Below are 15,745 nucleotides of genomic sequence, written 5' to 3'. Positions count from 1 at the left end.
TATGGCCGAATCTCGTACTGATCTGAACCCCAAATCCAAACATAACTCTTCTTATCTGACTGGTATGTTACTGCGTTATGGCACTTTTGGCGCAGCTGTACTGCTGTTGGTAGCGGGGCTATTATTAACTAACTGGTGGCTAATAATTATTGGCGGGTTGGGAGTAGGTTTGGGTATTTATGACTTGCTGCAATCAAAGCATGCCATATTAAGCAACTACCCGGTCGCTGGTCATATTCGCTATGTACTTGAGGACTTTCGCCCTGAGATTCGTCAGTACTTACTTGAAGATGACAAAGAACAAGTGCCGTTTTCACGTCAACAGCGCGCACTGGTTTATCAGCGCGCCAAAAATGTCAGTGATACCAACGCTTTTGGTACCCTAGACAACTTGTATGCTCATGGTAAAGAGTGGTTTTTACAATCAGCAATCAGTGAACCGATAAAAAACAAAGACTTTCGTATTATTGTTGGCGGTGAGCGTTGTCAGCAGCCGCATGATATGTCGGTGTTTAATATTTCAGCGATGAGCTTTGGCAGTCTATCTGCTAATGCCATTATGGCGCTGAATCAAGGCGCAAAAATTGGCGGCTTTACCCATGATACTGGTGAAGGTGCAATCAGCCCTTATCATCGTAAGTTCGGCGGCGACTTGATTTGGGAGCTGGGCACAGGTTATTTTGGTTGCCGTGATGACAAGGGTGATTTTGACCCGCAGTCCTTTGCTGAAAAAGCGGTTGACCCACAAGTAAAAATGATTGAAATCAAACTGTCACAAGGGGCCAAACCTGGTCAAGGTGGCGTACTGCCTGCCGGGAAAATAACCCAAGAAATCGCTGATACCCGCCAAGTGCCGATGGGGCAAGACTGTGTTTCCCCCTCCTCGCACCCCGCCTTTAGCACCCCGCGTGAGCTAGTCGCGTTTTGGCAACAGCTGCGTGAACTATCAGAAGGTAAACCAGTCGGTTTCAAATTGTGTATCGGTCAACCTTGGCAGTTTATGGCGATTGTAAAAGCCATGATTGAGGCCGATAACTATCCTGATTTTATTGTTATTGATGGTGCAGAAGGCGGTACCGGTGCTGCGCCTGTTGAGTTTATGGATAGCGTCGGTATGCCGATGGTCGATGGCTTTTTATTGGTACACAACACCTTAGTCGGTGCTGGTATTCGTGACAAGATTAAGCTTGGGGTTAGTGGCAAGATCATATCAGGTTTTGATATTGCCCGCCTGTTAGCTTTGGGGGCAGATTGGTGTAACTCTGCCCGTGGCTTTATGTTTGCGGTCGGCTGTATTCAATCGCGTACCTGTCATACCAACACCTGCCCTACCGGCGTTGCAACCCAAGATCCTTATCGTCAAAAGGCGCTCGATGTGCCCAGCAAAGCGGATCGTGTCGCCAGCTTCCATAAAAACACCCTCAAGTCTCTTGCAAGTATTGTTGGCGCGGTTGGTCTGCAACACCCCAGTCAACTGCAGCCTTATCATATTGCTCGCCGTTTAGATGATGGACAAATAAAACTTTTATCCAAGTTCTTTTATTTTGCCGACAAGGGAGCACTACTTAATAATAGCGCCCGTGCGGATGTGTTTAATCAAATGTGGGTGATGGCAAGTTCTGATAGCTTTTTAGCCAATAATGATGCCCTAATTGCTTATAATAAAGACTCGCGTGATAAAGGCAAAGAAACCAGTGCGACAGCGGAACAAGGTCTTGGAAGTTTTGCCAACATCACTGACGGTGGGCGTTTAATCGGTAATGTCAACAACACTTTTCGTGACTTTCCACCTACAAGCGACTAAATAATACACATTAGGCACTATTGAGTCATTAAAATAGACAAACTCTGTCCACCTAATAAAAGATAAGTTATTGATGCCAAGCTCCATTTTTACGTCACCTTACTCTCTACTAACGGTAGCGCTAGTTGCATTGAGCATCAGCGCCTGCCAGCCCACAGACTCAGATACTAGCAGTGCATCAACATCAGAATGGTCCTGTCAAACGCAAAAGATACCATTCGCTTATAGCGCTTGTCGCATAGGTGCGCAATCGTTAATTAACGGGCGCTACTCACTACAGCTGTTTTGGCAACAGACCAAAAGTACGCAACCGTTACTGACCTTTGATCAGCTATTGGCCAGCTTGCCACCGTCGCAAACTCTTGCCTTCGCAATGAACGCTGGCATGTACAATGAACGCTATGCGCCAATTGGCTATACGGTTATTGAAGGTGAAGAAATACGCGCGTTGAACCTCAATGAAGGTGGCGGTAATTTTCATTTACTGCCCAATGGCGTAATGTGGTGGGATAAGAGAGGTAACATTCAAATCACTGAAAGCCATGAGCTGCAACAACAGCTACAGCAGGATACCGCTAAGCCTTGGTTTGCGACTCAATCAGGACCTATGCTGGTCATCGATGATGCTATTCATCCACAGTTTAATCCTGATAGCACCTCACTGAAGTTTCGTAATGGTGCAGGTGTCTGTACGGATGGCAGTATACAGTTTGTCAATAGTGATCAGCCCGTCACCTTTTATCAATTTGCGGCCCTATTTAAAGACAATCTCAATTGTCCAAACGCGCTATTTTTAGATGGCGGTATTGCCTCAGCCTTATATGCACCCAGTATCGATCGTCATGATAAAAAAGAGATGGGCGTGATGATAGGTGTGGTTGATTTAGAAAAATAACCTGGCCTACTCTTAGGTTATCTTCTTGCTAGGGTTGATCTACTATAAAAGAGGTTTAGCGAGCATGGCTGTGGGAATTTTTCGAAGCCTCTGGAGTGGCAAAGCTACACAGCAAGCGAGAAAAATTTGCCAGCCATGTGACTTTAGCCGTTGTATCTATTTTATTTAGTATTCACTATATCAATATACTTTCGAAGCTTATTTTTATGACATCCACAAAAATATTTTTGAAATTATGACTGATATCGATACTCATTTTCCTATCAACCTAACTAACATGTACTAAAAAAGCGTTTGAGTGATTCTCTCATCTCAAACGCTTTTAGCTTATTAGCGGTGATAACTCTGATATTGAAAGTCTTTTAGCTTCCAAGACTCATTTTAGGGCCAAATGGTTCATAATGAACCGTATCAATGCCGTGCTTTAACGTGGTCAAACCATCGATCATGCTTTCCATGAATGGCATAGATCCGCAAACATAAATATCTGCCGGTTCTGGTAGAGTAGCCAGCCACGCCTCATTTAGTATTTGCCCTTCGTCAAAATAAAAGATATGTTTTTCAATTTTTTCTGCTAACGCTAACAGCTGATGAGTCTGCTCATTAAAAGCATGATGATCTTTATTCTGACAAGCATAAACCCAAATGATAGGTCGCTGAGGATTGGTCGCCACTTGCGCCTCTAGCATAGACAAGATAGGCGTCACCCCGACCCCAGCACTTATTAGTACCAACGGAATATCATTTTGGGTCATTAGCTGTTTGTTTAAAGCAAAGTCTCCAGCAGGTGCTGATAATAATACTGTCTCGCCAACTTGTAGATGATCATGTAAATAATTAGACACTAGACCATGATAATCATTACGATTGTCACGTCTGACAGCGAACTGAAGACCTTTATCAGTATTCGCTGAATATAAAGAATAATGACGTAACGCTAAATGCTCACTGTCTTTAGGATCAATTTTTACAGTGATATATTGACCAGCGGTTAAGTTAAGTTTATTTAGATCTATGCTGGGTTTACTATCTAGTGAGTTGTCATTAACAGGTACGACCGTAAACGCGGTAATGTCAGTAGCAGCCGCTACCTTTTCAACCACTTTAAACTCGGCAAAGCCTTCCCACATTGCCTCTTCATACATACCATGTTCAATTTGAATAAAGACGTTAGCAATCTCATCATAAGCTTCTGTCCAAGCATTGATAATGTCATCGTTTGCCGCCTCTCCTAGTACTTCTTTTATAGCGCCAATCAAGTGCTTGCCAACGATAGGATAATGCTCTGGAAGGATTTGTAAGGCGCGATGCTTATGACTTATCTGTGTCACTTGTGGCAGCAGAACCGCTAAATGCTCAAGATGCTTGGCAGCAGCTAAGACGGTCGTCGCCAATGCTGTCTGCTGGCGGCCTAGCTTTTGATTGGTTTCATTAAATATATCTAACAATTCCGGATGTTCAACGAACATGTTTTGATAAAAAACGGTGGTAATAGCATTCCCATGTTCTTCAAGTACGGGAACAGTTGCTTTTACGATTTCTAGAGTTTGAGCGGTAGCCATTATATTTCTCTTAGTGAGTCATCACATTGATAGGTTTAGATGCTTAAGTTTAAATACTTAGGTTTAAATGCCTAGCTTAAAGACCTTAAATTGATAATAACAACTAGACTCTGCAGACAATAGTCAAATGCTCATAAGTCAAAGCCTTTCTATAACATTCATTTAAAATGAATGTTATCATGTTTTGATAGTTATACCAATGCGCTATCAGCAGTTTAATTATTTTTATTGTTAATTTTTCTGTCTAAGGATCTAATAGTGACGAATAAAGTATTAAATAGCTGCAATGATAATAGTGAATAGTCCTATAAGCCAGAAAATTAAGGTTGTGGTAAAAACTGATTTATTGCGCCTAAAAAAGCAGTCATTATGATTTCATAACGACTGCTTTTTTATAATTAATATTTCATTAAGAAGCTTATTAAATGAGGCCAAATGCTTAAGTTAACGTGCTAAATAAGCAGTCATTTCCTCGACACCATGTAGGGTCATAGGGTACATATGATTATCGAATGTTTTTTTAATTTCAGTAATGGTTTGCGTATATGACCAATAGGTGGGATTTTCGGGATTGAGCCATGCTACTTTATCAAAATGCTCAAGTACCCTTTTTAACCAGACCACCCCAGCTTCATTATTCATATACTCAACGCTACCACCCACCGTAAATAGTTCGTAAGGTGACATCGAAGCATCTCCTACAAATATTACTCGGTATTCGCGGCCATACTTATTTAATAGCTCATAGGTTGGTATGCGCGCGCTGTGACGACGGTCATTATCCTGCCAGACGTAATCATACAAACAGTTATGGAAATAAAAGAATTCTAAGGTCTTAAACTCATTCTTAGCTGCAGAAAATAGCTTTTCTAGCGCCTCGATGTGCATATCCATACTACCGCCGATATCAAACAACATCAGCACTTTGACCCGGTTACGACGTTCCGCTTGCATATGAATGTCGAGCACGCCTTTTCTGGCAGTCTGCTTGACGGTTTCATGGATATCTAGCTCATCGGCACTACCTGTGCGCGCAAACTGGCGCAGATTACGCAATGCCATCTGAATTTGACGAGTACCAAGTAAATGATCATCATCTAGATTACGATATTTACGCTGTTCCCAAACTTTAGCAGCGCTGCGTTTACGTGACTCACCGCCGACACGCACCCCTTCTGGATGATCACCATAGGCACCAAATGGCGAAGTACCACCTGTACCGACCCATTTACTACCGCCTTGATGACGCTCTTTTTGTTCTTTTAGGCGTTCCTCTAGTGCTTTCATCAGCTCTTCAAGCGAGCCATATTTTTTGAGTAAGCGCCGCTGCTCTTCAGTCAAGTTCTTAGGATCAAGCTGTAAATCTAACCATTCTTTAGGAATGTCAGTCAGCTTTGCCAATAGCTCATCAGTGTCTAGACTATCGACACCTTCAAAGTAATCTGCCATTGCCCGATCAAATTTATCAAAGTGACGCTCATCTTTCACCATACATAGACGTATGAGGCGATACATATCCTCACGGCTGGCAAATTTGCGTAACTCCAGATCGTCCGGATAATCAGGGTGTGGCTGCATCATCAGCCCCTGTTCCAACGCGGCATTTAGATCGAGCAGTTCGCGCGTGCTGACGGGCACTCCATAAGTACGTAAGGTATAGAACAGTTTAATAAACATAAAGCAGGCATCACTTATTGGCTAATTTGATTATGACTTAGCATTTAGCATTCATCGACTTGAATGACTTAATTTTATTACTTAAATTAAATGACTTAACTTAAATCGTGGCTATATTACGATTTAGCCAGCTATCAACGGCGCATCATATTAGCAAAACGCTGCAATAAATTAACATCGGCTTCGTTCTTAAGCAATGCACCATATAGCGGTGGGATAGATTTTTCGCCGCGTAAATTTTCTTCCAGCTCTGCTTGTGCCATATCATCAGCAAGTAACAGCGTTAACCAATCAACTAGCTCTGAGGTGGATGGCAGCTTTTTTAGTCCTTGAATATTACGCAGTTTATAAAAAACATCCAGCGCATCATTGACCAATTTTTCTTGAATATTAGGGAAATGCACGTCAATAATTTGACGCATGGTTTGCTCTTCAGGGAAGTCGATATAATGGAAAAAACAGCGACGCAAAAATGCATCCGGTAGCTCTTTTTCATTATTCGAAGTAATGATCACTACTGGACGCTGTTCGGCAGTGATTGTTTCGCCGGTTTCATAGACATAAAATGACATTTTATCAAGTTCGTGTAGCAAGTCGTTTGGAAACTCGATATCCGCTTTATCAATCTCATCAATTAATAATACACTACGCTCTTTGCTGGTAAAGGCATCCCATAGCTTACCTGGCTTAATATAATTACCAATCTCATAAACCTTATCATCGCCTAATTGTGAATCTCGTAAGCGTGATACAGCATCGTATTCATACAAGCCTTGCTCAGCCTTGGTAGTCGACTTTATATGCCAGGTGATCAGCGGCATACCTAAGCTGGCAGCGACTTCTTCAGCAAGTAAAGTCTTACCTGTGCCAGGCTCACCTTTTATTAATAACGGCTTTTGCAAGGTTATCGCAGCATTGACTGCCAATTGTAAATCATCGGTGGCAATATAGCTTTCGGTACCGGTAAAGCTCGGTTTAGCAGTAGTCATAATCAAATCTCATTCATTGTTATTAATATTGAAGGGTGTCATTACAAAAGAGCTTTGATGCATCACATAAAGCGCATGGCTATAAAACATTCATAATGAGTAAATTAAGCAAGCAATGATTAAGACTAGCACAGCAGACCTGAATGCCAAAGTACTCATACGTTCGCAGTTTTTGACGACAATGCCTGATTATTACTCATTAAAAAATGACTTATGGTTAACAACTATAGTCAATGAAAAGTAATATCGAGACATAACATACTGCTGGCATACGTTTTTCTAGCTTGCTGTGCCTACGCAGACAGAGGCTGCAAAAATCTTATATCAGCAGTACCCTAGCGTTTTTAAGGTATTTGAACTATAGCCTCTAGTTAATAACCTCTAGTTAATAACTATAGTTTTAACTGCCATGGTTATTAACTGCCATAAAAAAAGACACGCTTCGGTGTCTGTTAATCTGCTCTTTCTGATAAAGCTATCCTAGATCATTACACTTATCTAGAACAGCTCCTGATATATTGATGACAATAACTAAAGCATTATGTAAAAAATCATGGCTCTTTGTCTATCAAATCATTATTAGCTATTACTGTAGGCTTTTTAACCATCGGTATCTTAGCACTGTCTTTTTTAACGGTGCTGTCTTTTTTAATGATGCTGTCTTTTTTAACGGTGCTGTCTTTTTTAATGATGCTGTCTTTTTTAATAAGAGTGCTTTTTTGTAGCTCACTGTCTTTTTGTAGATTGATATCAGTAGTAGGAACAACGGCTAGTAACGGCTCATCAGTATCTGTTATTAGATAATTACCCGTCGCCAGTTGCATAGTTGCTTGAGTGTCTTCAGCAGTGTACCGACGTGCTTTGGCTAAGCTCGACTCAATAGCACCACGTATAAGCTGCCAGACAAAACCGATGAATAAGCCTACCACTAGCACTACCAGTATAGGTAGCGCATTGGTGACAGCAGTGGCAATATCCTTCATCATAATCGCATAGATAACACTGATACTTGCTGGCGCAAGCAAACTGGAGTCACCAAGCGCAGTACTAGGAGATAATAAAACTGCAAATAATACCATCCAACTCATACCACCGAGCGGGCGTGGTAACATTCGTGCGACCAGTACCCAGAGTATCAATACTATAATAGCGCCGCCCAGATAGGCATACATCGGTAGGTCGGCGGGTGGCACGTCTTTGACCATCTGACTCCACCAAATGACAATCTCGCCGAGAATGTCACTGATAGTTTCTAATGGTAAGATTTGTAGAAGATTTTTTATCCAGTCCATGCGTGTTTACATACCTACGTCTATAAGTCGCTAGTTTATCACGAGTTTATACCAAAATGCGTAATGCCCGTTCTTCGGCAGATCTTCGGCAGAGTCTTTGTAGCGTACTTGTGACTCGTTATGACTGCTCATACCGCCCCTATTTGATCCAGCTGTTTGATCCAGCTGTAGTCATTATTAATACATCGATGACCACGGAGACTCCATAACAAGCGGCTAGTCGTAAATGTTATCTTGGGCCTCGCGAGCGCGCAGCTCTGCTTGGCGAATCATCACATCTTGTGGCGGCATTTGTACAAAATACCCTTGCGAAATTAGCTTGGCCAGCACCTCTTCTTTATCAACACGAGCAAGTGTTGGTGTGGCACTCAAGTCCAGATGCATCACAAACTTACTGACGCCTAAACCAGTGCGAAAATCTTTAGGCAATACGCCTAGCCAGTCCTTGAGCTCATCCGTATCATCAGGATAGTCAGGACGCGCAATATAAACATACAGTTCATCACGCTTGGTAAATTTATAAATATCGCAATGCATAAAAATACCCTATCGAACCTCAAAAATTAAAACCAAATGCGGATTAAGGTAACCATTAAAACGGCCATCAAAACGCTTATGAATAACGATGTGCTAGCCTAGCATAATTTACTTTATTATCAATAGTCGCTTTACGTATCAGCATCCGGTATTGAGTAGATGCTTTAGTATAGTGAATCTAATTTATTATTCTGTGCTTATTGTTCTATGTTTATTATCCCATTAGGTCATTTAGCCGACTTCCGTAACTGAGCTGACTGCTACGTCTTATAAATCAACAACCAGACGTAAACCCTTACGTCTTCTTCGTTTCGGTACTTAACCTCTATAAAATAATGCTATTTTGCTAACTTTATCGATTTTAATCCATTTGATGACTTGTAAAACGGTGATGAACCTTCCATAATAAAAGCGTTTTTCAGGAGAGAGTATTATAGCAAGACGCCGCGTTTATTGTACGCAGCTCAGCCGTCACTATTTGCTATGAGACCACCGAAGGCGCATCTACCCTGCTAATCGCTCAGGTAAAAGGACTGAAAAACACATGCCTGCTATATTTATTTGCTTTCTGCAATAACTCATATCATCGCATAACAAATCTGGAGAGCGGTAAGGACGGACGACGCCTTACCCACCGAAGGGGAGAAAATGCGTTACCATATGCTTTAGGCTTATGAGTTTTAAGCTTATACTAAAGCTGACTCATATTGAGTATGCATCTCATATTGAGTGTGCATAAAGTATGGAACGTGTTGAAAATCTCAGGTCACAGGACAGATAGGGCTTTTGTTTAAACTGACGTTCAGCGTCTGTTTTGCTCACGGCTTTATTGTTTGTGCCACCTTTTATCGTAATATTTGCACCTTGCAAGCTTACTCTTCATACTGACAACGACCATCGTATATCATACTTACTGAGTACTGATGGCGTAAACATAAGGATTTGTTATGACCGATACTCATACCCAAAACACTAACGATCAAGCACCTCAGCGCACCCCTCTTTTCCAGTCTCATGTTGATAGTGATGGCAAACTGGTGGATTTTTCTGGCTGGGAATTACCTATTAATTACGGCTCGCAAATCGAAGAACATGAAGCAGTACGTAGTGACGCCGGTATGTTTGATGTCTCACACATGGTCATTGTCGATGTTAAAGGCGCGGACAGTAAAGCGTGGCTACAAAAACTGCTGGCCAACGATGTCAACAAACTAAAAATCGTTGGCAAAGCCTTGTATTCTCCTATGCTCAATGAGCAAGGTGGCATCATCGATGATTTAATCGTCTACTTATCAAATAGCGACGAAACGGCATACCGTATCGTATCAAACGCGGCTACTCACGATAAAGACATGGCACAGTTCGAAAAAGTTGCTGAAGACTTTGACGTTGAGCTAACTGAGCGCACAGAACTTGCTATGCTTGCGGTTCAGGGACCAAATGCGGTTGAAAAACTGGCACAAGTCAAACCAAGTTGGGCCGATACCCTTGCTGGACTAACGCCGTTTGTTGGCGCTGACCTAACTGATATCGAAGGTTCAAACTGGTTTGTCGCTCGTACCGGTTATACTGGTGAAGATGGCGTTGAGGTTATCATGCACGGCGATGATGCACCGGCATTTTTTGAGCAACTAAAAGCCAATGGTATCAAGCCCGCCGGTCTTGGCGCTCGTGATACGCTACGTATGGAAGCGGGCATGAACTTGTATGGCCACGATATGGACGAGACTATCAGTCCTTATGACTGCAACATGGGTTGGACGCTGGCCCTTAAAGATGACCGTGACTTTGTGGGTCGTGACGCGCTAGTTAATAAGCGCAAACAAGCCAAAGATGACAATACTGCGATGAAACAAGTTGGTCTATTAATGACCACTCGTGGCGTTCTACGTGAAGGCATGGCAGTGACCATCAACCAAGGCACTGATAATGAGCAAACTGGCGTGATTACTAGCGGTACATTCTCTCCTAGTCTTAAAAATTCTATTGCCATCGCGCGTGTACCTGCTGGCTTATCAGACGATGACCATGTGCAAATTGATTTACGCGGTAAAGGCAAATTTGTCGATGTCCGTGTCCTCAAACTGCCTTTTGTTCGTAACGGTAAACAGCAATTCGATTGATTTTAGTGTTAACTACGGTTAACTAGTGCTATTTTGTTGTGGATTAATCAAGGTTTTAATTAGTACCTCCAATTAGTACCTCCAATTGAGACTTAGATTAACCACCGCCTATAATTGGCTTTTATGATGTTTTAATATTTTCTACTAACCAGCCTCTATAATTTAGGAGAGACACTATGAGTAATGTCCCAGCAGAATTAAAATATATCGCCAGCCATGAGTGGCTACGCCTTGAAGACGACGGTACCATCACTGTTGGTATCACTGACCACGCTCAAGATTTACTAGGTGATGTGGTATTTGTTGAGTTACCAGAAGTTGGTGCCAATATCACTGTTGATGAAGAAATCTCAGTGGTTGAATCTGTAAAAGCGGCGTCTGATATCTATGCCCCTATTTCAGGCGAAATTATTGCAGTCAACGAAAGCCTCGATGATGACCCTGAAATCATTAACTCAGACCCATATGGTGAAGGCTGGTTCTTCAAAATGAAGCCTGATAACATCGAAGACTATGAAGCGCTAATGGGTGCTGAAGAGTATGAAAACGAGCTATAGTCCTCTTCTTTAGTATTATGACTTACTAATAATAGTATAAGCAGCATAAGTTATTGCAAAATTGCAGATATTGACGCCAGTTGATATCTGCCACTATTCAACAATATCCAGTATCCAACCACCGGCATATTATTTATGCTTATAGTGTTTAATGAACACCGCTCGACAGTATTTATAGTTCGTTGTTGTCATCTATTTTACGCCCATTATCTTACTACCCTGCTCTGGAGTCACGTATGAAACCAGCCGATACTAGTGTCAACCAAAACGATGCGGTCGATGCCAATAACCTACCATCATCTCATCAGGCCTCCAAGCAGAAAAGTGCTATTGTGGCTACAGACAAAGCAACTCACATAGCGATGCCTAACCATACACCCCAGCTACAAGCGTTTCGAGAAATTGTGGAGTCACGCCGTTCAGTACGACGTTTTACCGACACCCCCATACCTGACGATGTACTCGCAGACTGTCTACGTTTAGCGATGCTAGCGCCCAACTCTAGCAACCTACAGCCTTGGGAGTTTTATGTCATTGATAGTGCTGACAATCGTAAGCTCGCCATCAAAAACTGTATGAATCAAAATGCTGCTAAAACTTCAGCACGCTTGATAGCAGTCGTGGCACGCACTGACACCTGGTATGATCATTCTAAGCAGATTTTACGTGAATTCCCAATGTCGCCAGTACCCAAAAAAGTCAAAGACTACTACACTAAGGTAGTGGCCATGGACTTTATGCGGGGACCCGTCAATGTGGTATCAGCGGCCAAATGGGGTGCGATCCAAACCATCAGACGAGTAAAAGGGCCAATCAAATCGCCTTATTATACCTTTGAAGATGTCAAAAACTGGGCGACTAACAATACCTCATTGGCCGCCGAAAACCTAATACTGGCCTTGCGGGCACATGGGTTCGATAGTTGTGCAATGGGTGGCTTTGATGAGCCGGCGATGAAGCGATTATTAGGCTTAACCGATGAGCACCATATTGTCATGATGCTTGGTGCCGGTGAACGTGCCGATAAAGGTATTTACCATGAACAGTTTCGCTTTGACCAACAGCAATTTGTACATCATGTATAGACTATTTTTAACAAATTAAACCCCTATATTTAAATCGACCATGCCCATTTTTCATTTATTATTTCATTTATTATTTCATTTATTAAAAGTCACTCTATTTATTAACTATGTAGTGAATCAAATATAAAGCGGTTACTAGAAGACGAGTAAAACTGTCGCTGGCTTATAAAATCAGGGACAGTCAACGAGTTCGTTATCATAACTGCCCTATAAGTGGCCCACTATGTTATAAATTCTACTAAGGACTGTCATGACTACCTCTCAAAGCCCGACATTCGATACTTTCAAAGGTTTATTCAACGAATCTGAATTCGTCTATCGTCATCTAGGGTCTAACGATGACAAACAAGCCGCAATGCTAAAAGCAGTCGGTTATGATGATATGGCTAGCTTTATCAATGATACTGTGCCCGAAGCCGTACGCTTAAAGAAAGAAATTGACCTACCGCTAGCTATGAGTGAACACGCTGCGCTTGCTAAGCTGCGTAAGATGGCTGATAAAGTGACAGTTAATAAAAGCTATATCGGTCAAGGCTACTCGCCAGTACGTATGCCTGCTGTTATTCAGCGCAACGTGCTAGAAAATCCAGGTTGGTATACGGCTTATACGCCTTATCAAGCTGAAATTGCCCAAGGTCGTCTAGAAGCGCTACTTAACTTTCAGCAAGTTTGTATTGATTTGACTGGTCTTGAAATGGCAGGTGCCTCATTACTTGATGAAGCAACCGCTGCTGCTGAAGCCATGGCCATGTCAAAACGTATGAGTAAAAGTAAATCAACTCAGTTCTTTGTTGATGACCGAATCTACCCACAAACGCTAGACGTTATTCGGACTCGCGCCAAATACTTCGGTTTTGAAGTGGTCGTTGGTGATTTTGAGCTGGCTAAATCTGGCGATTACTTCGGTGCATTGTTCCAATATGTCGGTACAGAAGGCGATGTTAAAGATTTAACTGACGTTATCAGTGCCGTGAAAGAAAATAAAACGTATACCTCAGTCGTCAGCGACATCATGAGCTTGGTGCTATTAAAGTCACCTGCTGATATGGGTGCAGACGTCGCCTTAGGTAGCACACAGCGCTTTGGTATCCCTATGGGTTATGGTGGGCCACATGCGGCTTATTTTGCATTTTCTGATAAAGCAAAACGCTCAGCACCAGGTCGTATCATTGGGGTTTCAATAGACTCGGAAGGCAATACTGCTCTACGTATGGCACTACAAACACGTGAGCAACATATCCGTCGTGAAAAAGCCAACTCTAACATTTGTACATCACAGGTATTACTTGCCAACTTAGCGGGTATGTATGCCGTCTATCACGGTCCAAATGGGGTTAAACGCATTGCTACTCGTATCCATGCCTTTGCAACTGCCTTTGCTGATGTTATCAGAAATGCTAATGATGGCAAGTTAAGTGTCGTTCATGATCAATTCTTTGATACCGTCGTGGTTGACTGTGGTTCAGAAAATCTTGCGACTCAAATTTTTGAGAATGCAGACAATGTTGGTTATAACTTATGGCGTCTTAGCGCTACTAAACTTGGCGTTGCGTTTAGTGAAACCAGTGACCAAGAGGATTTCTGTGTTTTAACCCAGCTGTTTGTTAGTAAGTCACATGACTTACCTGCAGATGCTAGCGTGTCATTAGATGCTGCGCATTTACGTACTGATGCTATTTTAAGTCATCCGGTCTTTAACTCATATCACACCGAACACGAAATGCTGCGTTATTTAAAATCTTTAGAAGACAAAGATTTGGCGATGAACCGCAGCATGATTGCGCTTGGTAGTTGTACCATGAAGCTCAACGCGACCAGCGAGATGTTACCTATCACCTGGCCTGAGTTTGCAAACGTGCATCCTTTTGCGCCACTTGACCAAGTGTCTGGCTATATCGATATGATTGATAGCCTGCAAGAACAATTAAAAGCCATCACTGGTTTTGATGATGTATCTATGCAACCGAACTCTGGTGCCTCTGGTGAATATGCCGGTATTCTGGCTATCCGCCGTTATCATGAGTCGTTGGGTCAAAGCAATCGCGACATATGCCTAATCCCAATGTCTGCGCATGGTACCAACCCTGCAACAGCAATCATGATGGGCATGAAAGTGGTCGTGGTTAAAACCGATGACAATGGTAACGTTGATATCGCTGACCTAACAGCTAAATGTGAAGAGCATAGCGACAATCTTGGTGCCTTGATGATCACTTATCCGTCAACGCATGGGGTGTTCGAAGAAGGCATCCGTGTCATGTGTGACCTTATCCATGAGCATGGTGGTCAGGTATATATGGATGGCGCAAACATGAACGCCCAGGTCGCTATCATGCAACCTGCTGACGTAGGCGCAGACGTATTACACATGAACTTGCACAAAACTTTTTGTATCCCACATGGCGGCGGTGGTCCAGGTATGGGTCCTATCGGTATGCAAGCGCATTTGGCACCCTTTATGGCCAACCATACGCTCATTCCAGTCCATAATGCACAAAAGGGCTGTTCAGCGGTGTCTGCGGCTCCTTATGGCTCAGCGAGTATCCTACCAATTTCATGGATGTATATCGCTATGATGGGCCGTGATGGTCTATTAGAGGCTACTAATCTTGCGCTATTGAATGCCAACTATGTTGCCGCTGAACTTAAAGACCATTACCCTGTACTTTATACGGGCAAAAACGGTCAAGTAGCGCACGAATGTATTATCGATATTCGTCCGCTAAAAGAAGCGACTGGCATCAGTGAAAGTGATATTGCAAAACGCTTAATGGACTATGGCTTTCACTCCCCAACCATGAGCTTCCCCGTATCAGGTACTTTAATGATTGAGCCCACTGAGTCTGAATCAAAAGAAGAGATTGATCGTTTTGTTGAAGCGCTAAAATCTATCAAAGCAGAAGCGTTAAAGGCCAAAGCGGGCGAAGATGGCTGGACTTTTGATAACAACCCATTGGTTAATGCGCCGCACACTGCAGCGATGATTACTAAAGACGAGTGGTCGTATCCATACAGCCGTGATACTGCGGCATTCCCACTACCTTATATTCGCAATAATAAGTTTTGGCCAAGTGTGGCACGTATCGATGATGCTTATGGCGATAAGAACTTAAGATGTTCTTGCCCAAGCATCGAAAACTACATGTAGTTTTCGATAACGAACGGCTCAATGAGTGGTCTTATATAAATACAAAAATAAACCTCCAAGTCAGCAGCTGATTTGG

At 42.6% G+C, this 15,745-nt stretch carries 11 protein-coding genes and 2 riboswitches; of the genes, 6 read left to right on the top strand and 5 right to left on the bottom strand.

Going from position 1 to position 15,745, the window contains the following annotated elements:
- Position 1: 1 nt before the first annotated feature.
- The gene (locus tag H4W00_RS06535; protein WP_209956776.1) at positions 2-1,804 is read left to right on the top strand and encodes an FMN-binding glutamate synthase family protein; all 1,803 of its coding nucleotides are present in this window, start codon (positions 2-4) and stop codon (positions 1,802-1,804) included.
- A 73-nt stretch (positions 1,805-1,877) separates the two neighbouring features.
- Positions 1,878-2,699, top strand: coding sequence for a phosphodiester glycosidase family protein (locus tag H4W00_RS06530; RefSeq protein ID WP_209956775.1), 822 nt, complete (start codon positions 1,878-1,880; stop codon positions 2,697-2,699).
- 362 nt (positions 2,700-3,061) lie between these two features.
- Here H4W00_RS06530 and H4W00_RS06525 read toward each other — a convergent pair whose 3' ends face one another.
- The 5 genes from H4W00_RS06525 to H4W00_RS06505 all read right to left on the bottom strand — a co-directional run bounded on the left by H4W00_RS06525 (position 3,062) and on the right by H4W00_RS06505 (position 8,756).
- On the bottom strand, positions 3,062-4,261 hold the full coding sequence (locus tag H4W00_RS06525) for a globin domain-containing protein (RefSeq protein WP_209956774.1): 1,200 nt from the start codon (positions 4,259-4,261) through the stop codon (positions 3,062-3,064).
- A gap of 444 nt (positions 4,262-4,705) precedes the next feature.
- Complete coding sequence (locus H4W00_RS06520) at positions 4,706-5,938, bottom strand: vWA domain-containing protein (protein WP_209956773.1); 1,233 nt, start codon at positions 5,936-5,938, stop codon at positions 4,706-4,708.
- A gap of 134 nt (positions 5,939-6,072) precedes the next feature.
- Positions 6,073-6,927, bottom strand: a complete 855-nt coding sequence (locus H4W00_RS06515) for an AAA family ATPase (RefSeq protein WP_209956772.1) — start codon at positions 6,925-6,927, stop codon at positions 6,073-6,075.
- A 551-nt stretch (positions 6,928-7,478) separates the two neighbouring features.
- Positions 7,479-8,219 (bottom strand): hypothetical protein, encoded by a 741-nt coding sequence (locus H4W00_RS06510; protein WP_334684896.1) that lies wholly within the window; start codon positions 8,217-8,219, stop codon positions 7,479-7,481.
- A gap of 216 nt (positions 8,220-8,435) precedes the next feature.
- Positions 8,436-8,756 (bottom strand): YcgL domain-containing protein, encoded by a 321-nt coding sequence (locus H4W00_RS06505; RefSeq protein ID WP_209956771.1) that lies wholly within the window; start codon positions 8,754-8,756, stop codon positions 8,436-8,438.
- Positions 8,757-9,165: 409 nt separating this feature from the next.
- Positions 9,166-9,302, top strand: a riboswitch (glycine riboswitch).
- Between the two features lie 43 nt (positions 9,303-9,345).
- Positions 9,346-9,543, top strand: a riboswitch (glycine riboswitch).
- Between the two features lie 160 nt (positions 9,544-9,703).
- Here H4W00_RS06505 and gcvT point away from each other — a divergent pair.
- The 4 genes from gcvT (at position 9,704) to gcvP (ending at position 15,669) form a co-directional block, all read left to right on the top strand.
- Positions 9,704-10,879, top strand: coding sequence for a glycine cleavage system aminomethyltransferase GcvT (gene gcvT / locus H4W00_RS06500; protein ID WP_209956770.1), 1,176 nt, complete (start codon positions 9,704-9,706; stop codon positions 10,877-10,879).
- 176 nt (positions 10,880-11,055) lie between these two features.
- Complete coding sequence (gene gcvH / locus H4W00_RS06495; RefSeq protein ID WP_209956769.1) at positions 11,056-11,436, top strand: glycine cleavage system protein GcvH; 381 nt, start codon at positions 11,056-11,058, stop codon at positions 11,434-11,436.
- 362 nt (positions 11,437-11,798) lie between these two features.
- Positions 11,799-12,521: a nitroreductase family protein gene (locus tag H4W00_RS06490; RefSeq protein ID WP_209959012.1), complete on the top strand. Its 723-nt coding sequence runs from the start codon at positions 11,799-11,801 to the stop codon at positions 12,519-12,521.
- A 250-nt stretch (positions 12,522-12,771) separates the two neighbouring features.
- Complete coding sequence (gene gcvP / locus H4W00_RS06485; protein ID WP_209956768.1) at positions 12,772-15,669, top strand: aminomethyl-transferring glycine dehydrogenase; 2,898 nt, start codon at positions 12,772-12,774, stop codon at positions 15,667-15,669.
- The last annotated feature ends 76 nt before the right edge of the window (positions 15,670-15,745 follow it).

Source organism: Psychrobacter sp. PL19, from assembly GCF_017875835.1.
Lineage (GTDB): Bacteria > Pseudomonadota > Gammaproteobacteria > Pseudomonadales > Moraxellaceae > Psychrobacter.
This window is presented reverse-complemented; position numbering and strand designations above follow the sequence as displayed.